30 protein-coding genes are annotated in these 23,914 nt (G+C 32.9%); 2 read left to right on the top strand and 28 right to left on the bottom strand.

What is annotated here, in order from left to right; all coding sequences use genetic code 11:
- Window positions 1–345 (bottom strand): UDP-glucose 6-dehydrogenase (locus tag LWW95_06205; GenBank protein MDL1956627.1); only part of this gene is annotated, 345 nt, incomplete at its 3' end.
- Window positions 346–882: 537 nt separating this feature from the next.
- The gene (locus LWW95_06200) at window positions 883–1,749 is read right to left on the bottom strand and encodes a transposase (GenBank protein MDL1956626.1); all 867 of its coding nucleotides are present in this window, start codon (window positions 1,747–1,749) and stop codon (window positions 883–885) included.
- A gap of 175 nt (window positions 1,750–1,924) precedes the next feature.
- On the opposite strand from LWW95_06200, the gene LWW95_06195 reads away from it, so the two are divergent.
- Window positions 1,925–2,185 (top strand): hypothetical protein, encoded by a 261-nt coding sequence (locus LWW95_06195; GenBank protein ID MDL1956625.1) that lies wholly within the window; start codon window positions 1,925–1,927, stop codon window positions 2,183–2,185.
- Between the two features lie 13 nt (window positions 2,186–2,198).
- On the opposite strand, the gene LWW95_06190 is transcribed toward LWW95_06195, so the two are convergent.
- From LWW95_06190 to LWW95_06180, 3 genes are read right to left on the bottom strand one after another with little or no spacing between them, the layout of a single operon-like run.
- Complete coding sequence (locus LWW95_06190; GenBank protein ID MDL1956624.1) at window positions 2,199–3,557, bottom strand: sigma-54 dependent transcriptional regulator; 1,359 nt, start codon at window positions 3,555–3,557, stop codon at window positions 2,199–2,201.
- 11 nt (window positions 3,558–3,568) lie between these two features.
- Window positions 3,569–4,078: a tetratricopeptide repeat protein gene (locus tag LWW95_06185; protein ID MDL1956623.1), complete on the bottom strand. Its 510-nt coding sequence runs from the start codon at window positions 4,076–4,078 to the stop codon at window positions 3,569–3,571.
- The gene (locus LWW95_06180; GenBank protein ID MDL1956622.1) at window positions 4,078–5,508 is read right to left on the bottom strand and encodes a HAMP domain-containing histidine kinase; all 1,431 of its coding nucleotides are present in this window, start codon (window positions 5,506–5,508) and stop codon (window positions 4,078–4,080) included. The genes LWW95_06185 and LWW95_06180 overlap by 1 nt, the downstream gene beginning before the upstream one ends.
- A gap of 101 nt (window positions 5,509–5,609) precedes the next feature.
- Between LWW95_06180 and LWW95_06175 the strand changes: the two genes are divergently transcribed.
- A complete protein-coding gene (locus LWW95_06175; GenBank protein ID MDL1956621.1) occupies window positions 5,610–6,947 on the top strand; it encodes a sigma-54 dependent transcriptional regulator in 1,338 nt (445 codons plus the stop codon).
- Between the two features lie 3 nt (window positions 6,948–6,950).
- On the opposite strand, the gene LWW95_06170 is transcribed toward LWW95_06175, so the two are convergent.
- From LWW95_06170 to LWW95_06060, 23 genes are all read right to left on the bottom strand, one after another.
- Window positions 6,951–8,717 (bottom strand): Na(+)/H(+) antiporter subunit D, encoded by a 1,767-nt coding sequence (locus LWW95_06170; protein ID MDL1956620.1) that lies wholly within the window; start codon window positions 8,715–8,717, stop codon window positions 6,951–6,953.
- A complete protein-coding gene (locus tag LWW95_06165) occupies window positions 8,710–8,925 on the bottom strand; it encodes a hypothetical protein (GenBank protein ID MDL1956619.1) in 216 nt (71 codons plus the stop codon). The genes LWW95_06170 and LWW95_06165 overlap by 8 nt, the downstream gene beginning before the upstream one ends.
- A 3-nt stretch (window positions 8,926–8,928) precedes the next feature.
- Window positions 8,929–10,416 (bottom strand): monovalent cation/H+ antiporter subunit D family protein, encoded by a 1,488-nt coding sequence (locus LWW95_06160; GenBank protein MDL1956618.1) that lies wholly within the window; start codon window positions 10,414–10,416, stop codon window positions 8,929–8,931.
- 9 nt (window positions 10,417–10,425) lie between these two features.
- On the bottom strand, window positions 10,426–11,928 hold the full coding sequence (locus LWW95_06155) for a monovalent cation/H+ antiporter subunit D family protein (protein ID MDL1956617.1): 1,503 nt from the start codon (window positions 11,926–11,928) through the stop codon (window positions 10,426–10,428).
- A complete protein-coding gene (locus LWW95_06150) occupies window positions 11,925–12,311 on the bottom strand; it encodes a cation:proton antiporter subunit C (protein MDL1956616.1) in 387 nt (128 codons plus the stop codon). The genes LWW95_06155 and LWW95_06150 overlap by 4 nt, the downstream gene beginning before the upstream one ends.
- Window positions 12,289–12,771 (bottom strand): hypothetical protein, encoded by a 483-nt coding sequence (locus LWW95_06145; GenBank protein ID MDL1956615.1) that lies wholly within the window; start codon window positions 12,769–12,771, stop codon window positions 12,289–12,291. The genes LWW95_06150 and LWW95_06145 overlap by 23 nt, the downstream gene beginning before the upstream one ends.
- Window positions 12,768–13,049 (bottom strand): hypothetical protein, encoded by a 282-nt coding sequence (locus LWW95_06140; GenBank protein MDL1956614.1) that lies wholly within the window; start codon window positions 13,047–13,049, stop codon window positions 12,768–12,770. The genes LWW95_06145 and LWW95_06140 overlap by 4 nt, the downstream gene beginning before the upstream one ends.
- Complete coding sequence (locus LWW95_06135; protein MDL1956613.1) at window positions 13,046–13,291, bottom strand: DUF4040 domain-containing protein; 246 nt, start codon at window positions 13,289–13,291, stop codon at window positions 13,046–13,048. The genes LWW95_06140 and LWW95_06135 overlap by 4 nt, the downstream gene beginning before the upstream one ends.
- Window positions 13,291–13,644 (bottom strand): monovalent cation/H(+) antiporter subunit G, encoded by a 354-nt coding sequence (gene mnhG, locus LWW95_06130; protein ID MDL1956612.1) that lies wholly within the window; start codon window positions 13,642–13,644, stop codon window positions 13,291–13,293. Before mnhG ends, LWW95_06135 begins: the two co-directional genes overlap by 1 nt.
- The gene (locus tag LWW95_06125) at window positions 13,645–13,914 is read right to left on the bottom strand and encodes a monovalent cation/H+ antiporter complex subunit F (protein ID MDL1956611.1); all 270 of its coding nucleotides are present in this window, start codon (window positions 13,912–13,914) and stop codon (window positions 13,645–13,647) included.
- A 1-nt stretch (window position 13,915) separates the two neighbouring features.
- Window positions 13,916–14,395 (bottom strand): Na+/H+ antiporter subunit E, encoded by a 480-nt coding sequence (locus LWW95_06120; protein ID MDL1956610.1) that lies wholly within the window; start codon window positions 14,393–14,395, stop codon window positions 13,916–13,918.
- 12 nt (window positions 14,396–14,407) lie between these two features.
- Window positions 14,408–15,445 (bottom strand): FAD:protein FMN transferase, encoded by a 1,038-nt coding sequence (locus LWW95_06115; GenBank protein ID MDL1956609.1) that lies wholly within the window; start codon window positions 15,443–15,445, stop codon window positions 14,408–14,410.
- 12 nt (window positions 15,446–15,457) lie between these two features.
- The gene (locus LWW95_06110; protein MDL1956608.1) at window positions 15,458–15,877 is read right to left on the bottom strand and encodes a SoxR reducing system RseC family protein; all 420 of its coding nucleotides are present in this window, start codon (window positions 15,875–15,877) and stop codon (window positions 15,458–15,460) included.
- 1 nt (window position 15,878) lies between these two features.
- Window positions 15,879–16,361 (bottom strand): universal stress protein, encoded by a 483-nt coding sequence (locus LWW95_06105; GenBank protein ID MDL1956607.1) that lies wholly within the window; start codon window positions 16,359–16,361, stop codon window positions 15,879–15,881.
- Window positions 16,362–16,375: 14 nt separating this feature from the next.
- The gene (locus LWW95_06100; GenBank protein MDL1956606.1) at window positions 16,376–17,185 is read right to left on the bottom strand and encodes an RnfABCDGE type electron transport complex subunit B; all 810 of its coding nucleotides are present in this window, start codon (window positions 17,183–17,185) and stop codon (window positions 16,376–16,378) included.
- 18 nt (window positions 17,186–17,203) lie between these two features.
- Entirely contained in the window at window positions 17,204–17,803 is a 600-nt protein-coding gene (locus LWW95_06095) for an RnfABCDGE type electron transport complex subunit A (protein ID MDL1956605.1), read from the bottom strand.
- Between the two features lie 13 nt (window positions 17,804–17,816).
- On the bottom strand, window positions 17,817–18,419 hold the full coding sequence (locus tag LWW95_06090; GenBank protein MDL1956604.1) for an electron transport complex subunit E: 603 nt from the start codon (window positions 18,417–18,419) through the stop codon (window positions 17,817–17,819).
- 1 nt (window position 18,420) lies between these two features.
- Entirely contained in the window at window positions 18,421–18,996 is a 576-nt protein-coding gene (locus LWW95_06085; GenBank protein MDL1956603.1) for an RnfABCDGE type electron transport complex subunit G, read from the bottom strand.
- On the bottom strand, window positions 18,989–20,005 hold the full coding sequence (locus LWW95_06080) for an RnfABCDGE type electron transport complex subunit D (GenBank protein MDL1956602.1): 1,017 nt from the start codon (window positions 20,003–20,005) through the stop codon (window positions 18,989–18,991). The genes LWW95_06085 and LWW95_06080 overlap by 8 nt, the downstream gene beginning before the upstream one ends.
- Window positions 20,002–21,276: an RnfABCDGE type electron transport complex subunit C gene (locus LWW95_06075; protein MDL1956601.1), complete on the bottom strand. Its 1,275-nt coding sequence runs from the start codon at window positions 21,274–21,276 to the stop codon at window positions 20,002–20,004. The genes LWW95_06080 and LWW95_06075 overlap by 4 nt, the downstream gene beginning before the upstream one ends.
- Before the next feature lie 75 nt (window positions 21,277–21,351).
- Window positions 21,352–21,834, bottom strand: coding sequence for a cytochrome c family protein (locus tag LWW95_06070; protein MDL1956600.1), 483 nt, complete (start codon window positions 21,832–21,834; stop codon window positions 21,352–21,354).
- Between the two features lie 20 nt (window positions 21,835–21,854).
- Entirely contained in the window at window positions 21,855–23,195 is a 1,341-nt protein-coding gene (locus LWW95_06065; GenBank protein MDL1956599.1) for a (Fe-S)-binding protein, read from the bottom strand.
- A gap of 18 nt (window positions 23,196–23,213) precedes the next feature.
- Window positions 23,214–23,867, bottom strand: a complete 654-nt coding sequence (locus tag LWW95_06060; GenBank protein MDL1956598.1) for a respiratory nitrate reductase subunit gamma — start codon at window positions 23,865–23,867, stop codon at window positions 23,214–23,216.
- Window positions 23,868–23,914: the final 47 nt, after the last annotated feature.

Below are 23,914 nucleotides of genomic sequence, written 5' to 3'. Positions count from 1 at the left end.
AATACGGTGTTCCTTCATATGACGAACTATTTCTTTTATAGCTGCTTCAACTTGAGATAAGTCCGGAGAGCCATCTGTATTTGGGGGCGTGCCAACAGCTATAAATATTACCTTAGCCCAATCAATCCCCTTTGCTATATTAGTTGAAAAATTTAGTCTGCCTTCAGAACAATTTTTAGCTACAAGATCCTCAAGACCAGGTTCATAAAAAGGGATTATACCTTTTTTAAGTGCACTTATTTTCTTTTTGTCTTTATCCACACAAAGTACTTCCATACCAAATTCAGCAAGTCCTGCTCCTGTAACTAAGCCAACATATCCTGTGCCTATTATGCAAATTTTCATCTTTAGCTCCTTAACACTTTTTAATTATTTCGCCAATTTTAAATTGATATTCCTAATTACTTCAACCCCTTACCCTGTTAAATTGGGGTCATTAAATTGGGGTCAGGTCAGGGGTCATTAAATTGGGGTCAGGTCTTGCAATATAACATTTTTGATGCTTGCTAGACAAATGAAAAAAACAAAGAAATAGTTATTCAAAAGCTTAAAAATTATCTTTCAAACAAAGAAGAAATAATTTTTTCTTATATTTATGGTTCTTTTATAGAAGAAGTAGTATTGGACATAGATATTTATTGGAAAGTGGAAGAAGAAAAGATTTTAAAATACTTAAAAAGAAAATTTTTATTACCAAATCTGGCATTTTTTATTTTTGCTCATCGATAATATTTAAATCATAGATGAATAATATTGGACATTCCCCAAAATTTTGGAGTGATGGGTTAAAAATGGGGGACAAAAGATGTATTCAGAAAGCTTCTAAAAATTTTAAAGAAAGTCCTGAAATAATATACTTGACTAATTTCATTTCTATAACCCTCATTTTTTACTTTTTCCTTCAATACGTTTAATAACCCGGCTAACAGTAGCATAATGAACATTTAAATACTCTGCAATTTTTTTTAAAGTGTATCCATAATGAATATGAGCTAAATAAATTATTTCGTCTTTTAATTTTTTATCCATAATTTTTTTATTCATAAAAAGTTCGTTAAGTGAAGGTCTCGCAGCATATCTTTGAATTCTTGGTATTTCCTTAATTTTTTCTTTATCTTTTAACAATTCATTAAATTTTTTAATAAAATTTTCATTACCTAATAGTAATTGCCCTTTAACCATATCCCAAGGAAATTTCTCCCCTATTCCATTTAATACAAATTGCTTATATTGCTTCCTTGCTATTTTCTTATGGCTGTCAAATTGGGAAAGTATCCAATCAATTGTTAAAAAAGAAAAAGCTTTTTCTTCGCCAGCAGTAGCCCTATAACTGCTCCATTGCCATTCCCTTGGATGTTTTACCAAACCTGCCCTTACAGGATTTAAAACTACATATCGACATAAGGTTAAAAGATAGCTTTCTTTCTCAACTAATATTGCTTTGTATCTTCCTTGAAAAAGATGTCCAACCCTGTTATGTCTTTTATTAAATTTTTGAGTATAAACCCCATTAAGCTGTCTCATTCCTTTACATAGATTTCCTTCGGGTGTTTCAATAAGTAAATGATAATGATTGTCCATCAGACAATAAGCATGGCAAAGCCAATTAAATCGTTTGACTACTGAGTCTAAAACTTCAAGAAAATTAGTTCTGTCCTTATCATCCAGAAAAATTGCCTGTTTTGCATTGCCTCTTGAAGTGATATGATAAACAGCTCCAGGAAATTCTATGCGTAAAGGCCTTGCCATCAAAATCAATCTATCAAATTAATTGTTATATTGCAAGACCTGACCCCATAGGAAAATGTTTTCTCTTTTGAAGGAAAAGCTTTTCAATTGTTTTTGATTGGTAAGAAATTTTTATAAAGATATTCGGGACTTGATTTTGGCATAGTTATTGCTTATATAAAATTAGGAGGCGGTGATGTTTTGTGAAGAGATGACAAAAGAGCAAATATGGGCATTGCTTACTCCAAAAGAAAGAGAAATTATTGCAGGTGGTTGTCATAAACCATTAGATAAAACTTGGCTTTTAAAAAGAATAGGACAAGCATTTCCAGCAGTAGGATTGAAATTTCCTATTGTAAAAGAACTTTTTAAAAATTTAAAAAAATTAGATTTTCCTGAAGAAAATAAATGGTTGATAAGTTTTTATTATGATTATTTTTTAATGCAAAATGCTTAAAAATATTTAAAAATTAACCTTTTTTTCTAAAATCCTCTGGATTTATGTTGTATTTTTCTAGAAGTTTATAAAGGTCTGCCCTATATTTTCTGGCTAATTTTGCTGCTTGTGTTACATTCCCTTGAGTAATTTCCATGAGTTGAATAATATATTTTCTTTCAAATTCATCTTTTGCCTCTTTTAATGGCTTTAAAGTAGTCTCTTTTATTGGCTCTGTTGGAAGAATTAAATCCTCAGTAATTATATCTTGAGTAGTCATAGCTACCGCACATTCTACAACATTTTCCAATTCTCTAACATTTCCTGGCCAAGAATAAAGCATCATTTTTTGAAGTGCGCCTGGTGAAAACCCCTTTATATTTTTTTTCATTTTTTGCGAAAATTTTTTTAAAAAATGTTTTGCTAAAAGAGGAATATCTTCTTTTCTTTCTCTTAAAGGAGGAAGTTTAATGGGAATAACATAAATACGATAAAAAAGATCTTTACGGAAATTCCCTTTTTGTACTTCTTTTTCAAGATCCTTATTTGAAGCAGCAATTATTCTTACATCTACTTTTATAGGCTTTTCTGAACCTACAGGATAAAATTCTTTTTCCTCTATTACTCGCAGCAATTTTGCCTGCATAGATAAAGACATTTCAGATATTTCATCTAAAAAAATTGTTCCTCCATGAGCTTGAGCAAAAATTCCTTTTTTACTGTAAAAAGCACCTGTAAAAGCTCCTTTTCTAAAACCAAATAGTTCACTTTCTAAAAGAGTTTCAGGAATGGCTGCACAATTAATCGCTACAAAAGGGCCATCTTTTCTTGAGCTAGCCAGATGCAATGCCTTAGCAATTAATTCCTTCCCTGTGCCACTTTCACCTTGAATATAAACATTGGAATCTGTTTCTGCTGCTCGTGACACTAATTCTAATACTTTTTTCATTTTTTCACTTTCACCAACAATATTTTCAAATTCATATCTCTCCTTAACTATATCCTTTAGTCTTCTAACTTCTTTTGAAAGCCTTGATTTTTCAATTCCATTTTTTATCTGTAAAAGAAGCTCGCGTGGGTCAAAAGGTTTTGTCAAATAGCTATAAGCTCCTTTTCTCATAGCTTCTACAGCACTTTCAATCGTACCATAGGCAGTAAGGATAATAACAGGCATTTCAGGTTGTATGCGATGTAAATCTTCCATAAGCTCAATCCCATTTTTCTTTGTAAGTTTTAAGTCTACTAAAGCTAAATCAAATTCTTCTTCCTTTACCAGCTCTATCGCTTCATGAACTTCAGCAACAGTAGTCACTGAATAACCCTCAGCTTCTAACCTCATTTTCAAAACTCTAAGGATATTTAAGTCATCATCCACCACTAATATTTTATCCATCCCTTACCTCTCTATGGCAAAGACTTCCTCTTTTTCTCTTCAATAGTTAGATCTATTTCTTTTAATTTTTCTATCTGCTTTTTTAAATCTTTTATTTTTTCATCTTTTATTTTACTTTCTTTTTCTAATTTGAAAATTTTTTGCATTAAAATTTTAATTTTTTCATTTTGTTCTTTAATTTTTTTATCCTTCTTTATAATATCTTGCAAAACTAGAATCCATATTTTAGCTTGATTTTTCAAATGGCTTTTAGGAAACTTTTTAATAATTTCTTGAAAATATTTTAAAGACTTTTCATAATTTTTATCTGGATTTTTAGGATGAGCATAAATCAAGCCTATTTGAAAAAGGGCTTCATCCTTTATTTCAGGATATGTTCTTAAAATCTTTTGATTTTTTTCTAATGCAGCTTTATAATTTCCATTTATCATAAACTTTTTTGCCTGAATTAACTCAATATTTTCTTGTGGCAATTTTGGATATTCTTTTTTTAAAGTACATGAATCAAAGAAAAAAATCATTAAGATACAGGTAAAGTAAAATAAAAAACACTTCCTTTGCCTGGTTCGCTTTTTACCCATATTTGTCCCCCATGAGCGGTTATAATGTGCTTGGCGATAGAAAGACCAAGACCTGTTCCTCTTACCGCCACCCAACCGCTTTCTATTCGTTTAAATTTATCAAAAACTTTTTCCAAATCATCTTTAGGAATACCACAACCAGTATCAGCAACAGATACTTCTATCATCCCTTTCTCATTTTCCATTGCTGTAATAATAACCTTACCTCCTTCTAAAGTAAATTTTAATGCATTGTCTAATAAGTTTTCTATAACTTGAGCTATTTTTTCTTCATCTATTTTTGTCAAAGATATTTTATCTGATAGGTTTAATTCAATGTCAATTTTTTTCTTTTGAGCAAGAGGAATTAACTTTGTAACACTTTTTTGAATAATAGGAATAATACTAGCTGTTTTAAAATTATAAGTCATCATACCAGCTTCCATACGAGAAAGATCAAGAATTCTATTAACTGAATTTATCAATCTTTCACATTCTTCTTTTATAATTGAAAAAAGCTCATATTGTTTTTCTGGCATATCTTTAAAAACACCTTCAAGCAACATATTAGATGCTTCTTTTATAGCCGTTAAAGGGGTGCGCAATTCATGAGATAAGTGGCTAATAAAATCCTTTTTCATTTCATCCAATTCTTTTAAACGTTCACACATAGTGTTAAATGAATTGGTCAATTCTTTTATTTCTGGTGGTGAAGAAATATTTAATGGTGAACCAAATTTCCCTCTAGCTACTTCCTTTGTTTTTTCTTTTAAAAGCAAAATAGGACGATTTATATTCCTTGTATTAAAAAATGAAATTAAGATTACCATAATTAAACCAATAGCTGCAGTTATTGTTGTTACTTTAATGACTTGAAGACTTATATCGCTAGCCATTTGCATTTTTTTATCTCTATCTAATCTAGCAATATTAGCTATTTCTTTCAATTTTTGGCTGATTTCGCTAATTATTTTTTGTTTTCTCAATTGATATTCTTCTTTATTTGAATCATATAAGGCATCTTTAAATAAAAAAAGATAAGAATCATACACTTTTTTAATTTCTTTAACTAATTTTCTTTTTTTGGTTGTATCAGCTATGTATCTTAATTTTCTTATATTTTTAGATATATAATCTCTAATTTCCCAAAAACGTTGATAAAAATCTTTATCTTTAGAAATTAAATATTTTTCTTCAAAACCAACCTGAGTAAGTATAGCATCTGCTAATTCTTCTGTAAGCTTTATAGTAACGCTATCCACAGAAATCATATAATTTATAATTTGATTAAGTTGATTGAGTCTTAATGTAGTATATACTCCCAAAAATATAATCAAAAGGATGATTACTAGATAACTGATAACAAGTCTTTTAAAGATAGTCACTTTCATTTGAAAAAAACTCAATGAATATTAACTTGACATATTTAAACGGTCAAGTCACAAAACAGTTTAACTTGAAATGGTAAAGTCAGTGTGTTAAAGGTTTTATTATGAGTCTTGTATTAATTGTTAAAAAAGATAAAAGAGAGCGCATATTTCTTATGGAAAAATTAGAAGAAAAGGGGCATCGTGTGGAAGAAGCTAATGAGATAAAAGAGGCTATAGACAAACTTACAGAATTTAATGTAGATTTTATTGTGATTGATTTTGATATATTAGAAAAGAATCAATCTTCTTTTTTAAAAGCAATTAATCAACAAATACCTCCCCCTTATATCATTGTCAGTAAAAAGCCTTCACAATGGAAAGAACCTTATGTTTTTGAAGCTCCTTCTTTAACAGATGTAGTTAATACGGTTGAGCGTATTTGTATAGATGAATGTTCCTTATTTGGAGCAGAAATAGATTATCTTCGCCATACACAGAAATATATATATGACTTGGATCGTATTGTTGCTGAAAGCCCTCAAATGAAAAAGATTATTTCTCTTGTAAAAAAGATTTGTCCTTTTGACACAACTGTTTTAATAACAGGAGAAACAGGCACTGGTAAGGAAGTTATTGCTGGTGCTATTCATTTCAATAGTTCTAGGAGAAAAAGGGCTTTTATTAAAGTGAATTGTGCATCTTTACCAGAAACTCTTTTAGAAAGCGAATTATTTGGACATGAAAAAGGAGCATTTACTGGGGCTTATAAAAGGAGGATTGGTAGATTTGAACAGGCAAATGGTGGAACAATTTTTTTGGATGAAATAGGAGATATGAGTTTATCTATACAGGCAAAAATTCTGAGAGTGTTACAAGAAAAAGAATTTGAACGTTTAGGTGGGGATCAAGTAATAAAGGTGGATGTAAGAATATTAGCTGCTACTAATAAAGATTTAAAAAGCTTAATAGAAGAAGGGAAATTTAGAGAAGATTTATATTACAGAATTAATGTTGTTCATATTCATTTACCACCATTAAGAGAACGGAGAGAAGATATTTTGCCATTAGCTCATTTTTTCTTAAAAAGATTCAATTTTGAGTTAAATAAACAAATTAAAGGATTTTCTGAAAAGGCTAAAAAAATTATTTTAGATTATCATTGGCCAGGAAATGTGAGGGAATTAGAAAATGTTATAGAAAGGGCTGTATTAATGGCAGAAGGAAATATCATACATGCTGAAGATTTAGCGCTTGAATATGAACCTTTTCCTTCTCTTGTCAAAAAAGGAATTAAATTAAAAGAGGCAGAAAAAGAATTAATTATTCAAGCATTGGAAAAAACCAATTGGATTCAGAAAAAAGCAGCTGAATTATTAGGTATTAGTAAAAGGGCAATACATTATAAAATACATAAATATGGTATTACACATCCACGTTGGAAAAAGAGCAAGTCTCAATAAAATTTATTTAACTAACAACTGCAATAGATGATGGAAGAAAATGAAACAGACGATAGCGAAAAAGATAAGTGAAAACATCACTCCAATACCTACTGCTGTTCGATAAGTATTAGCATCATAAGGTTCTAATCGAGTTGTTTTTGAAGAAAATATTGATTCTATTACATAAATTGGATTTTTGCTTATTACAATAACTCCATCTACAAAATCTATGGCTAGCTTTTGCAAAATTGTACGTATTGCACTTAAACCATAACAGAATTTTACAAAAAGAATTGCACCTTTACGATAAAACCAATCTGTATCAAGATTAATTACAGCATGCGGCTCAAGTCTCTTTAATAAAATCCAAACACCAACTACAGTCATCAAAAGCATTTGAAGGGCACCGATGACATGCATTGGAGTATAAGGATGATATTCTACAGGATAAGGAAGAACACGATAAAGTATATCTGGATAAACACCCATAAAGATGCAAAGGAAGGAAAGAAATGCCATACCAGCAATCATATTCCAAGGAAGTTTCTTTATCTCTATTTCTCCTAATTCTGGTCTGCGTTTCCCAAACCATGTATAATATGGCAGTTTAAGACCTACACATAACCATGTACCAATGGAGGCTGTATGCATTAAGAAAAAGACAGCTAACATATGAGTTTCTTCTGCTGCAGTAACAATCATAGGTTTACATATGAATCCATTAAATAATGGTACAGCCGAAATGGAAAAAGCACCTACCATATAAAATATTAAACTAAGAGGAATCTTTTTATAGAGATCCCTTCCAGTCAAATCACTCATTTTACGCATACCTGTTTGATAAATAACAGCACCTGCACCCATAAATAATAATGCTTTATAAAGGATATGACAAAAAGCATGAGCTGCTGAGCCATTCATAGATAATTCTGTCCCTATACCTACACCACCCACCATGTATCCTACCTGACTAACAATGTGATAAGCAAGTAGACGCCTTATATCATTTTCCATAATCGCCCAAACAACACCATAAACTGTCATAATAGCACCAAGATAAGCAAGGACTTCCACACCAGGAAATGCTCTTAATAAAGTATAAACGGCACTTTTTGTAGTATATGCAGTAAGGAAAATAGCACCAGTAACAGATGCACGTGGATAAGCATCAGGTAACCATGGATGTAATGGAGGAACAGCAGCATTTAATATAAAACCGATTAATATAAGCCAAAAACCCAAACCACATTTTACTAGTGGCCCAGAAAAAGCAATGGAGCCTGTCTTTATCGCATAAATAACAATACCTGCTAAAAGTGCACAACCACCAAAAAGGTGAACCAAAAGATATCTAAATCCAGCACCTATAGCTTCTTTATCTCTTTGAGACCAGATAATAAAAACAGAGGCTACAGCCATAATTTCCCAAAAGAGATATAAAGTAAAGAGGTCACCAGCAAAGGCTACACCTAAAGAACTGCCTGCATAATAAAGAGCCGAAAAATGCTGAACATCATCATCTACATGTAAGGCATAAAGCAGAGCAGCAAAACTAATAATGACAAATACATATGCAAAGACCATACTTAATTTATCTACTTGTCCAAAAATAAGCTCATAATCTAAAAATTTTATTTTCCAATAATTACCATGAGGCATTAATAAAAGGTCAATATAAGCAAGGATTGGTATAATTAAAAGAAGAGCCTTTTTTGCTTTCCCTACAAGTAGAGGAACAAACAGTGCTCCTATTAAATAGATTAAAAACGGAGGTATAGGTTTAATCATAATAGTCCTCCTCCCTTTCTAGAAACAGATGTCCCAATCCTTTAGAAAAGATAATAAGTACAATACAACCTATAAATCCAAAAATACCTTCAAATACGGGAATTTTTTGCCAAAAATAATGAGCTTCATGTTCAGGATGGATAAAAAAACCTAACAAAAATACTATAAATATGCTTACAAAAAGTGCTACTTTTAATGTCCTAATCATTACTTAAACCCCCAAAATATTCTTCGCTGAGAGCAGAGCTAGTTTAAAGAAATGCATAAATTTGTCTGGAAAAATCCCAAAGAAAATAGAACCAATAGCTGTAATTACAATTGGAAATACTACAAAAAATGATGCTTCATCAAAATGGTCTTTTACAAATTTTGGCTTTTTAAAAAAGGCACTATAGATAATGGGGAAGAAGTAAGCTGCATCTAATAAAGCACTAGCAAGAAATACTAGTAGGAAGATAATTTCTTTTGCCTCAAGTGCTCCTAAACATAGATACCACTTACTGATAAATCCGCATATAGGCGGTATACCAGTTAAACCAGCTGCTCCAATAGTAAAGGCTGCCATCGTAATAGGCATTTGACGACCTATACCTTCCATTTCACTAATATTTTCTAAATGTGTCTTTACATAAATTGAGCCTGCACACATAAATAGTGTGATCTTCATAAAGCCATGAAATGGAATATGAAGCATAGCCCCTCTAATTCCATCAGAAGAAAGTAAAGCTGCACCTAAAATAATGATAGAAAGATTATTAATAGTAGAAAAAGCAAGCCTTCTTTTTAAATGATCCTGAGTTAGAGCAATTATATTGGCAACAATAACTGTGAATGAAACAAAGAAGGCTAAAACTATCCATAAACCTAAGTCTGAAAGCAATTTAGGACCAAATACATAGAGAATTACTCTTAAACAACAAAATACACCTGCTTTTACAACGGCTACTGCATGGAGCAAAGCACTTACAGGAGTTGGCGCAATCATAGCTGAAGGCAGCCACTCATGGATAGGCATTACAGCTGCCTTTGAACCAAAACCAATAATATATGTCACAAATAAAAGGGCTAATAATTCTCTTGAACCATGACCAGCTAAAAATCCACCTGCCTTAAAATCAAGTGTTCCTGTAAGATAATAAGTTAAACCCATTGAGAAAAGAACAAATGCAGCACCTGTTAAAAGATAAGCTAAATATTTTCTGCCTGCTTTTATAGCCTCTTCTGTCTCTTTATGAGCTACTAAAGGAAATGTGGCTACTGTTAAGATTTCATAAAACATATAAAGAGTTAACAAATTGCCTGACATAGCCACACCTACTGCCCCAAAAAGGGCAAAGGCAAAACAAAAATAATAACGAGTTTGAGCATGTTCATTTAAACCTCGCATATAACCAATAGAATAGAGTGAAACAACAATCCAGAGAAAAGAAGCTAATAAAGCAAAGATCATTCCAAAGGTATCTACCCTAAATTGGAGGGCAAGTCCTTTGTAAATTTCAACAATAGTGTATTCAATAACTTTACCTTGAAGTACATGAGGAAGCATGGAGGCAACTAAACCAAATTTTGTTATAGAAGCTATCATTGTCCATACTTCACGCAAATTTGGGTTCCTCTCACCTGTAAACAGTATAAGGAAGGCTCCAATCAAAGAGGCCATTAGGGCTAAGAGTGGTACAACAGAGTGTACAGTTTCCATCTCCTCCCCCTATAAATTCGCTGGTATGGCAAAATCAATAATATTCATTACAATCTTTCCACTAAATAGACCTAATAAAATGATACCAGCAGCAATTAATATCATTGCTATAAGCATATTTAATGGAACTCTATCTAAAGTAACAATTGGATGTCCTCCATTATGGGCATGTGCATGAGCCTCACGAGGTTCTAAATAAGCATTTTCTATAACACGGAAAAATAAAACAGCATTAATCAAACTGCTAGCTAAAAGTACAAACAATAATAACCATTTCTTTGCTTGAATAGTACCTAAAATGAGATACCACTTGCTAAAAAATCCACATGCAGGTGGCACACCAACTACAGAAAGCGCCCCCACAACAAAGACAGCCAAAGTAATAGGCATTGTTCTATGTAAGTAACGAAATTCATAGATATTTCTTGTACCCATTTGATACATGATGGCACCAGCTACAGTGAAAAGGCAAGCCATCATAAACATATCATTAATAATGTGTAAAATAGCTCCAGTTAGACCAAGCCGATTACCAGAAGCAATGCCTATTACAATATAACCCATTTCTGCTACAATTAGGTAGCAAAACATTCGTTTCAAATCAGATTGAGCAAGTGCCATAATACAGGCAAATATTATACCAACAGCTGCTATCCAGCCTAATATATCCATTACTGGATAAAGTTTTATGGAAAAAGATGGATCAAAGACAGTAAACATAATCCTTATAATTACATAGGCACCAACTTTAGTAAACAATGGAGCAAGTAAAGCACTTACAGCTGAAGGAGCCAAAGTATATGCATCTGGTAACCAAAAATGTACTGGAAAGATACCCATTTTTATGCCTACACCTACTAAGAAAAAGGCAAAACCAACAAGCAATGCTTTATTATAAAATAATTTTGGTATTAGATGAGACAAATCTGCCATATTAAGTGAGCCAGTAAGGATATAAAGATAACCTACTCCTAAAAGATAAGCACAAGCACCAATTGTACCAAAGATTACATAACGAAAAGCAGCAAAATCCGCACCCCTTTCTCCCATAGCAATGATAGCATATGCAGAGAAAGAGGCAATTTCTAAAAGTACATAGAGGTTAAACATATCACCAGTGGCAGTAATACCAAAAAGCCCTGTTACTTGAAGAAGAAAAAGAGTATAAAATTGAGGCAGTTTTGATTCATGTAATTCTTTTTCTACAGCACTTTTGGAATAAATAGCAACCAACCAAGCTACAACAGCTACAGCCACCAATACTAATGCATTTAAATGATCTATTACATATTCAATACCCCAAGGGGGATCCCAACCACCAAGATAATAATGAATAGGTTTACCTTGTTTTATTACAGTATCAAGGATACCAATAGCAAAAACTATACAGGCAGAAAGAGTAAGAATAAGGATAGGAAAACATAGTCTTTTATTCCACCAACTAACAGCAAAAAGAATAAAAGACATAATTAAAGGTGTAACAACGATTAGAGCTGGGAATTGTTCAATCACTTTTTCAACTCCTCTATAATTTCATCTTCTTCTAAAGTACCATATCTTCTATAAATCATGATTAGCAAAGCAAGGGCAATACCTGTTGTGGCCACACCAACAACAATAGCTGTCAGCATGAGGACATGTGGCAAGGGATTTATATAATCAATTGCATGAACAACCAAGTGATGTTCACCATGTCCATGTTCAGGAATAATTGGAACAGTTCCACCTTTTTTTGCACCAATAGAAATAAAGTAAAAGATTAAAGCCCATTGGAAGATATTCATACCAATGAGCTTTTTTAAAAGATTATTTTTAGCCATCATAGCATAAAAGCCAATCATAAGCATAAATGCATAAATCCAATAGTTATATTTACTTAGAATCACTTCCCACATCCTCTTCCTCCATAGCCTCTTCATGCCTCCCTGCTGTAACTAAATCAAGAAATATAGAAACCATAATTGCCATTACAGTAATCTGCACACCTGTTTCAATACCAGCCATACCATAATATCTAGCCATAATAGGATCAGTAGGAAGAATTTTACTTAGTTTTCCATAATCTAAAAAGTTTCCACCTAAAAGGAGACAAAGCCAGCCAATTCCTGCATAAATGAACACCCCAAGGGCACAAAATACACCATTTATTTTTTCTGAAAAGCGCTTTTTTGCTTCAAATATATCATAGGCAATAACCATAAGTACAAAGGAGGCAGCAAAAATACATCCTCCCTGAAAACCTCCACCTGGACTGCCATGACCATGCGCAAGCACATAAAGACTATAAGTTTGCATAAATGGGATCAGAAAACGGGAAAGGGTTTCAATAATTATATCTTCCCATCTACTAATCATTTTTTATATGGCCTCCTTAAAAGCATCATTACTGCCACACCTGCAGTAAAAATTACTGCTGTTTCAAACATGGTATCATAGCCTCTGTAATCAGCGAGAACTGCAGTCACTATATTTGGCACAGCTGTCTCTTCAACTGTTTTTTCAATATAACGAGGTGAAACATGCACTGATGCAGGTTGATTTGGGTCTGCCCAATTAGGAAAATCCTTTACTCCTACTAATAAGGCAGATGTAGCTAAAATAGCAATTAAAATGGAAACAATTTTTTTAATCAATCTTTTGTCCTCCTTGTAGTTTTATAAACAGCAGCAATAAAAAAGGCAGTACTTACTCCTGCTCCTACTGCTGCTTCTGTAAAAGCAACATCTACTGAGCCCATCTCTGTCCAAACCATACACATGATAAAACTAAACACACCAAGAAAAACAGCAGCTGCGAAGAGATCTCTCACTTCAATAGCAGCTATGGCTGCTAAAACAGCTAAAATTAACAACACTAAATCAAATTGCCAAATCATTATCTCCCCCTTTTTGGTGGCCATTCAATAACAGGCCTTCCATCTTTTGTCCAAGGCATTATTCCAGTATCAAAAGCTGAACGTAATAAAGCATGGGTAGCCGTTGGGCCACCAAGGAACCAAAAAACAGCAATAAAAATAAGTTTTATAGCTATAACTATACCTGGCCAAGAAAAATCATGTTCTAGATGATAAATAGCAAGACCCAATAAGGCTAAAAGAATGCCTAATGTATCACCTTTACCTGTAGCATGCATACGAGAGTAAAAATCTGGAAAACGTAAAAAACCAATTGTTGCTGTTGTAAAGAAAAATAAACTTAGTATTAATAGAATTTTAACAATTAATTCCATTTATTTAGCCCCCTTCTTTTTGACAAAATACTTAGCAAAGACCAAAGTTCCAATAAAATTCAAAAGAGCATACATAAGTGAAATATCTACAAACATATCTATTCTCTTAAAGATAAAACCCATAAGAACAAGCAAAACCACTGTCATAGTACCAATAAAACTAACACTAATAACTCTGTCATAAACAGTAGGACCAAAAGCAATACGATAGAAACAAATAAAGATTAAAACTCCCAAATATATTCCTACACCAATAAAGAATGATTCCATTCTATTCCTCCAGATATACTCTAGCTATCCTCTCTTCCATTTCTCCTGGAAGCTCCTCTTGCACAGCCCTGTCAATACCATGGACATAAAAATATCCATCTTTTATAAGAATTGTAATAGTTCCAGGTGTAAGGGTAATAGAATTGGCAAATGTTACTTGGGCAAGTTCCTTTTTCAATTTTGTCTTAAATTTAATTATATGTGGATCAATCAATTCGTGCATTTTTGGATGTAAAGCAAGTTTAGCAACATGAATATTAGCCAATATAATTTGATATAGAAGCCAAGGTATATAGAATATAAAGTTAATCACTTCTTTTGGTTTGTCTTTTGACCTAATGTCTTTAAATAGTAAATCATTTGAAAGATAAGCTACTAAACCACAGCAAATAATTCCCCAACCAAAATGCCATACATCAAAATGACCAGAAATAGAAATCCAAAATAGCAAAAGTATTATATAAGTAACAATAAAAGCCATTTTTTCCTCCATTTAAGCATATGATTTCCAACCACGACTATATAGTTTTAAATTATTTTTGGTAATAATTAGCCCTTCAATGTTAGGTAATTTTTCTATAAAGTGTTTTCCCTTTATAGGGCCAAAAACCGATACTGCTGTTGAAAGTGCATCAGCCTCAATGGTACTTTTTGCTACAATGCTTACACTTACAACTTTTGTAGGAGAATAACCTGTGTGAGGATTAACAATATGATGATAAATCTTTTCCCTATCAAAATATACTTCATAATTTCCAGAGGTAGCAATAGCATTTTCTTTAAGCTCAATTATATCTACATATTTTTGATGATCAAATGGATCACGAATGGCAATCCGCCAACTCTTTTTACCTACTGCTCTAATATCACCACCTGCATTAATAAGGGCATGAGTGACCTTTAATTTTTTCATCAATAATGCTACCCTATCCACAATATAACCCTTTGCAATACCATCTAAAGTAATACCCATCCCTGTTTTAAGAAATTTTATCTCTTTATCACGATAAGAAATTTTTTCCATTCCTATTAAATTTAAAGCATCTTTAACCTGTTTTAAACTTGGAGGATTACCAGTAGATGCAAATGTTTCTTTAAATAAATCTACTAAAGGCTTAACTGTAATATCAAAATTGCCATAAGTAAGATTATAATAATGAAAAGATTTTTCTATAACTGTTTTCATCTCAGTTGGTATATATTTAACAATACCTTTTTTATTTAATTCACTAACAACCGTACCATCAGAAAAACGATTAAATATATTAATTAATCTTTTTATTTCATTAAATCCCTTTGCAATAGCTTCTTCAGCTTTTGTACGGGAGGGATCAAGAACAGTAATTGTCACAAAAGTACCCATTAAAGCTTGTGTCTCCTCTAATTTATAGAGTTTTTTATTGAACTTTATGATTTCTAAAGGGGCTGAAAAAGATTTAGGTACAAAAAGACTTATACTTAATATACCTAAAGTTTTTAAAAAATGCCTTCTATCTAAATAATTATTTAAATCCTTTAGATATTCTTTCATTACTCCCTCCCGTTATTTTGCCAAAATTTTTGTAATTACAGGTCTAAAAGAAAACTTTTTGCTATATTCTTTAATTCCTAAAAATGATAAAGCCAAAAATATTATAGAAAAAAGTGCAGCAGAAGCATCAGCATTTCCCCATAATTTTAAATAGTGTCCTAAAAATCCACCTATAAATAAACTTATTGTAGGAATAGCATATATAATAAAAGATGCTTTTAACTCTCTTTCTGCTTGTATGGAAACAATTACTTCTTGACCAGGAATAGCACCAATAGGATTTTCTGCTTCAAGCATCATATATCTTTTGCTTAACATGCTACATAAACCTTCACCTGGACATCCTTCACAAGCCATACTTCTCTTTAATTTTATTTTAGCCTTTTCCCCTGAAATACTGACAACAACTCCTCTTTCTTTTTTTATTTCCATATTAATCTATGACCCAAACTGCACAGTTATGTGCATATTTTACAACCTTATCTGAAACACTACCAAAGAAAAATGCCCCTGTTATACCCCGCCTACCAACAACAACTGTATCATAACCCCCACTTTCAACTTCACGTAAAATATCTTTAGCAATACCTTCTTTTTTTCTCCTAACTGCTATTTCTATATTTTTTTCTGGAACACCAATTTCTTTAAGTAAGTCTTTAGCTTTTTCCAAAGCCTTTTTCATTTCTTCTTCTTGTTTTAACCTTATTTGTTCTAAATCACCTAACCTTTCCTTTATATGAGGCACAACACTTACATAATCTGGACCTAATAAATCATCCAATTCTTTAGGCATCTCAGGTAAAACTGAAAATAAAGTTATTTTTGTATCCTTGCACCCTAATGTCTCACCTACATATCTTACTGCCTTCATAGAAGGTTCTGAACCATCAATAGCCACTAATATTTTTTGGGGCATAATAAACTCCTAATTTATGCAGGCAATATTTGTTGAATAGCACCAGTTGGACATTTTTCTATGCATTTTCCACACAATGTGCATTTACTTGGATCAACCACTGAAAGATTATTTTCAATTGTGATTGCCTTTTCTGGACAAACTTTTTTACATACACCACAACCTAAACATCCTACTTCACAAAGTTTCTTTACAATTGGAGGGCCATCATGGGAATTACATACAGTAGCTATTTTTTGGGATTCTGGTATTAACTTAGGTACTCCTCTTGGACATACCCTTGTACATGTACCACAACCTGTACATTTGTCTCGATCTACTACTGGAATACCATTTTCACCCATGCTTAAAGCACCAAATGGACAATTCTTTACACATGTACCTAAACCTAAGCATCCATATTGACATTCTTTATCTCCACCTGACACTAATGCAGCAGCACGACAATCCTCAATCCCCATATATTGAAAGCGCCTTTTTGCTTTTTGTCTATCACCACGACACATAATATATGCCACTTTTCTTTCACCTGCTTCAACAGTTTTTCCCAAAATTTTAGCTATTGCCTCCCATTTATCAGGACCAACAGCTACACAAGCATTAACTGGTGCTTTACCTTCTACAATTGCTGCTGCACAATCTGAGCAACCTGCATAACCACAACCACCACAATTTGCCCCTCCTAACAACTCCTCTACTTGTCCTATACGTGGATCCACATATACATAAAATACCTTTGAAGCAATACCTAAACCAAGTGCATAAATAGCAGCTAATCCCCCCATTACTAACATTGGATAAATGGTTGCACTTAATACCTCCATATTTACAACCTCTTTTAATTATTTAGCTAATCCTGCAAAAGCAAAGAATGAAAGTCCTATTAGTCCTGCTGTAATCAAACCAATACTTGTATCTTGAAAACACTTTGGTATCCTAGCGTAATGAAATCTTTCTCTAATACCTGCCATGATAATAAGAGCCAAACCAAAACCTAAAGCTGAAGCAAAGGAGAAAACAACTGTGGGCATAAAACCAAACTTAAATCTAATATTGTAGAAACATGTACCTAAAATACAACAGTTTGTAGTGATAAGAGGAAGATAAATACCTAATCCTCTATAAAGAGCAGGACTTACCTTTTTTATCACCATTTCTACCAATTGGACAAAAACAGCAATTGTTAAAATAAATGCCAATGTTTCAAGATAAACAATATCAAACTTTTCTAAAAGATAATGCTCTACAAACCATGTAATAGGGCCAGTACAAGTTAAAACAAATATAACGCCAAATGTCATACCAACAGCAGTATCCATCTTTTTTGAAACACCCAAAAATGGACAGTTACCTAAGAATCTGATTAGAAGAATATTGTTTACCAATACTCCAGATACAACTAACATAATGTAATCTGAAAATGTCCAAACTTCTTGCTCCATAGCTTACTCCTTTTTATTTTTCTCCACTACCTATAAGATTCATAATACCTAACATAAGTCCTAAACAAACAAATGCACCTGGTGGCTTTTGTAGAAAGGCAAAAGGTTCAAAACCAGACCACATAATATGATGATACAAAAATGTTCCTTTGCCAAGTACCTCTCTAAATATGGCTAAAGCAGTAAGGGAAAAAGTAAATCCCAAACCCATACCTAAACCATCTGCCAATGAATAAATAACTTCATTTTTAGAAGCAAATGCCTCAGCCCTACCTAAAGGAATACAGTTTACTACAATAAGTGGAATGAATATACCTAAAGCCATATATAAGGAATAAAAATAGGCTTGAGTAACTAACTCTACAATAATTACAAATGTTGCTACAACAACAATAAAACAGGGAATTCTTACTTGACTAGGAATTACTTTTCTTAATAAAGAAATAAGGATATTAGAACAAACAAGCACAAATGTGAGACAAAGACCCATACCAAAACCATCTCTTACAGTGGTTGTACAAGCCAAAGTAGGACATAAACCTAATACAAAACGAAATGGGGGAATCTCTTTCCATAATCCTTTAGTAAATTCTTTTACTAATCTGCTTCCATCCATTTTATCCCCCTATTACCTGTTCTTTTACTTTTGGAAATACTTCTATTGCCTTTCTTACTGCTTCAGTTATGGCTGTAGAAGTTTCTGTCGCTCCACTTACAGCCTCAATCTCTCCTCCTGCTGCAGTAAGAGTAAGTTTGCTTCCTACACCCTTTCCTTTAAATTGATCCAAAAATTCTTTTGAATCTGTAGCTTTTGTACCAATACCAGGAGTCTCACCATGTTTTACTACTTTTACTCCTAATATTTTCCCATCTAAATCTATTCCTACTAATACTTCTACATCTCCTCCATGCCCTGAGCCTATACCCTCATAAGCAATCCCTATTAAGCTACCTCCTTTTTTAGCTGGAAATACATTAATTATTTCTTTTTCACTAAGTTTTACTTTCACTCTTTCTAAAATAGGATCATTATCAAAAGCAGGGAATACTGCTTTTACAGCAGGCGCCACTAATATTTTCAATTTTTGATACTCTATCCTTTCTTTTGTTGCCTCCCTAACAAAAGCTAAAGAAAATGCTGAAGCTACACAAAAAGCTGTTAAAACCACAATTAGTTTTACAATATCACGCACTGCTCTTTACCCTCCCAAAAGGCCTTGGTTTTATTAATCTATCAATTAAAGGTGTAAAACCATTTACTACTAATATAGAAAACCAAATTGGATCTACCCAGCTCCCCCAAAGTCTACCAATCATTGTAATAATGCCCGCCATTGCTCCAAAAACCAACATTCCTATAGATGTAACCGGAGTAGTAGTGGGATCTGTAATTATAAAAAAGGCAGCTAATAAAGTACCACCACTTAATAACTGAACTAAAACATAAGGATAAAGATAATCTTTTTCACCAAATAAAATAGAGAAAAGTAATACTGCAGCCAAAAAACCTACAGGTGCATGCCAACTAATGTATTTTTTCCAAAATAGATATATAACTCCAATAATTATTGCTAAGGCACATATCTGACCTACACACCCAATTAATTCCTCCCCTGGCAATGGTTTCCAACCTATTAATACATGAATAAGAAGTTTAATTTTTCCACCTAAACCACTCCAACTTTCAATACCATAGCCTTCGCTAAAATAACTATAATCTTCTACTAATGCAGTCATGCCTTCAAATTTTGTTATACCTAAAATACTACCAGATATATCCATATGACTCATGAAACCAAGTTTTAAAGAAGCCCAACCTACTAAAATAGGATTAAAAGGATTGCTTCCAAGACCACCATAGACATGCTTACCTACTAATAGACCTGTAAATACACCTACTACTATAGCCCACCAAGGAATATGCGCAGGAAGAATAAGACCAAAAATTAACCCTATTAAAATGGCATGACCATCTTTAGTAACTGTTACTTCTCTGCGCATAATTTTTTGAAGTGCTGCTTCAATTACTACTGACGATATTACAGCTATCAGGACTACTTCAAGGGCTCTTATCCCAAAATAATATACTCCTGCTATTGCCGCTGGAATAAGAGCAATAATAAATCCTAACATCATACTTTTAATAGACTCTTTACCCTGAATATGGGGTCCTACCGAAACAATAAGTCCTTCTTCCCTCATTGTTCTTCTCTCTTTAATTGTGATTTTCCATATTTAATCCAATGTACTAAAGGAATCTTGGCTGGACAAACATACGCACAACAGCCACATTCTATACAATAAGAAAGATTATAACTTTCTGCCTCTTCAAACATATCTACTTCACAAAAAGAGGCAATTACATTAGGCAAAAGTCCCATTGGACAGACTTTTACACACCAACCGCAATTAATGCACTTTTGATCAGAAATAGTAACTAAATCAGATTCCTTTTGTACATATATTGCAGTTATTTCCTTTGTTACTGGGGTTTCCAATGAATATTGGGCTAAACCCATCATTGGGCCACCTACAATTACCTTTGCAACATCTCCATTTGCCCCACAATAAGAAAGAACATCCTTTAAAGGAGTACCAATCCTTACCTGCAAATTCTTTGGTTTACTTACTGCTCCATAAACAGTAATAAATTGATCAATAACTGGTTTTGCATTTTTGACAGCTTCAGAAACAGCTATTGCTGTTTCTGCTCCAATTACACATACTCCTACATCTTCTGGTGTCCCATGAGGTGAAGGAGGTTCTTTGCCAGTTATTGCCTTGACTACAAATTTGTCTAAGCCCTGCGGGAATTTAGATTTTAATAATACTAATTCAGCTACTCCAGATAAAATTCCAGGAAGCTCACTTTGAGCAACAGTATTTGTATCTTCAATGGCAAGATAAGCTGCAGTTGCACCTAAAACATTTTTAAGTGTCTTAATACCTTCTGCTAATGCCTCTCTTTTTTCAACAACTAATTTATAACGGACAGAAACACCAGGTTCTAAATCTACCCCATTAATAATAAGTTCCCTTACATTTTTACTTTTAGCAAAATTCAATTTTGTAGAAAGGGGAATAGCATCTATTCCACCATCTACTATGCCAAACAATTCAATAGCTTTAAAAACATCTGTTGTTTTTTCTAAAGATGCCCACTCTTCTTTACCATCAGATTCAATAACTACTGCTGGAATGTAACCACCTCTAATATCAGGAAACCTCTTTGGTAAATCTACAACTTTACCAGAAACAGTTGCATAAATCGGAGCACTTCTCTCACTTTTACTTTCACCAATCAGATCACCAATTTTTACTTCCTGTCCTTTTTTTACAAAAGCCTTACAGGGAGGGCCTTCATGTTGTTTTAAAGGAATTACTATTTTTTTAGGTACTGCCAACTTTTCTGTTAGCATATCAATTTTTGGTATCTGAAACCTAATCCCACCTTTTATCGTCCCTGTTTTCATAGGCCATCTCACTTCTTAGATTTTAAAATGCCTTATAGCACTCTGTCATCTCAGTGTCAAGAAAAATTTTTAAATTTAATGATGATGTGCTTCTTCAGCGTGAGTAGCCTCTTCCTCAACCTCTTCTTCTATTAATTTCCAATTTTTCTTTATATGACATTCACCACAAGTAGCAGGTCCTGTCTTTTTATTTGCCTTAGCCAACTTTCTATGACAACCAACACAATTTATATGATATGCGTTCATTAAAGATGGAGTTTTACCTCCATCTTCTCTTTTTTCATCTTTAAAACCATGGCATTCTGTACAACCAACTTCTTCACCTTCCTCATAAACTAATTTGCCTTCTTCTTCACTGTAAATGTGATGACATTCTTTACATGCTTCATCACCACCTAATTCTTCAACATGCTTTTCATGAGTAAAAATCACTGGTGCTCTCTCTAAACGTTGAAATACCTCTTTATGAGCAATAACCATCTCTTCATCTTGAGCATAAAGATAACCTATTATCAATACCATACTCAAAATACAAAAAAACACCATCCATTTTCTCATAACTTTCCCTCCTTAATATGTTATGCCTTTAAATTTTCTGGAATTTCAATACATTCAATTAACAATTCATTAATAAATTTAACTTCCATACCTAAATTATAATAATGAACAATATCTTCCATACCACTATGGCAATTATGACATGGAGTAACAACAATCTTTGCCCCTGTTGCTTTTAATTGTTCTGCCTTTACTTTGTTGCTATCACAACGTTTTTTCTTCCAAGGCGGACCGCAATTGATAGTATCTCCTCCTGCATTACAACAATAATTATATTCTTTATTTGGCCACATATCTCTAAAGTCTTCACAAATTGCTCTCATTACATAACGAGCCATTTCACCTAAACCTCTACCTCTTATAATATTGCAAGGATCATGCAAGGTTACTGGCTCTTTTATTTTTCTTGCTATTTTAAGCTTTCCGTCTCTTATCAATTCATAATAAAATTGAACAGCATGGATAATGGGGATAGGATGCATTTTCCATCCCAATATTCTATTACCTCTATCATAAACTGACCTAAAGGCATGTCCACATTCACCCATAACAATCTTTTTACATTTAAGACGCATAGCTGCTTCAAAATGTGCCTTTTTTACTCTTCCCATTACTTCCCAATCACCTGAATACATAGCCATATCACTATTGTCCCAGCCATCAAAAGATGGCATGGTCCAATCAATTCCTGCTACTGTCATAATGACTGCTGCATTTCCAATTAATTGAGCAAGTATTTTGGGCTCAGGTCCAATAACAGAATACATTACATCTGCACCTTCTTTATCTATTGGTATCCGAACACTTGGAATCTCACCCTGCCATTCTTCTTCCTGCCATTGTAATGTATCTATCCATTCATCCTGCTTTACCCACATCTGATTCATGGTTACAGCATGACTATTTACTGTATCTTGCAAATATTGAGGTACAAGACCAAGAAAATGGCAAATTCTTCTAACAACACTTATCAGATAGGCTATGTCTATCCCAAAAGGACAGTATTGTGAACAGCGCATACAAACATTGCATTCTGTATAAACAGTTTCAGCTACATGTTTCATAAATTCAGGACTCACTTTGCCTTTTTTTTGTAACATTATCCAAAGAGTATCCTTTATCTTCCCTACCGGAGCAAAATGAGGATGACAATCATTAGAAAGATAATGATGACATGCGTTAGAACATAAACCACAGTGGATGCAGGTGTCTACATACATTTTAATCCTAGCCCAACCTTCTTGTTTTAATATCCGATTAATTACCTCTTCTATTCTTTCTGGTGTTAATTTTTTTACAGGCTCATCTAAACCAATATCTTTAACTTGCCATTTATCCCAATCTCTAACTAATTCTATCATAGCTTAACCTCCTAAAAATTAATAATCTTTTACATGACGTACTCCACCAAATTCTGAACCCATATAACTTCTTGTTAGCCAAAAAGTTAACATGTGATCAAGTCTAGTAAATGGAATAGCAATAAGCATCAATTCCCCACTCAAAATATGTAAAATTATCATCACCTTATAAGGTAAAAGCCATTGATGATAAGCTAAAAAACCAGTAATAAATGGTAAAGCCGCAATGACTAATAAAACATAATCAGAAGTAAATGTAACATATTTTACCTCTGGCAAAACTTTTCTTCTTACAAAGAAAAATACACAAGCGCCAATAACAATAAGTGTCATAATATCTGCTAATTGATCTGGTAAAGTCCACCAACTTATACGAAAGGACTCATACCAAAGCACATTATGAGCCATAAGGAAAATAGGAACAACTAAAAGACAAAAATGAAATGACCAAGAAACAATAGTATGGATAGGTCTTTGGCGCATATTTAAACTACCAAAAGGGATAATCCAATGAATTATAGAACGTAAGCCATACTTTATACTAAAATAATCATAAATAGTTTGATCCTTTTTGTAATTTAACCAACAAATGTATAAAATTTTCCCTATACTTCCTAAAATAAACACAGCAAAAGAAAACCATAAAAGTGGGCCACGTACAAATTCATACATCTTTATCCTCCTTTGTTACAAAAGTATTTAGCATTGAGCATATTTAT

Source organism: Candidatus Desulfofervidus auxilii, from assembly GCA_030262725.1.
Lineage (GTDB): Bacteria > Desulfobacterota > Desulfofervidia > Desulfofervidales > Desulfofervidaceae > JAJSZS01.
Note: the sequence above shows the minus strand (reverse complement) of the source record. Positions and strands in the feature narration are given on the sequence as shown.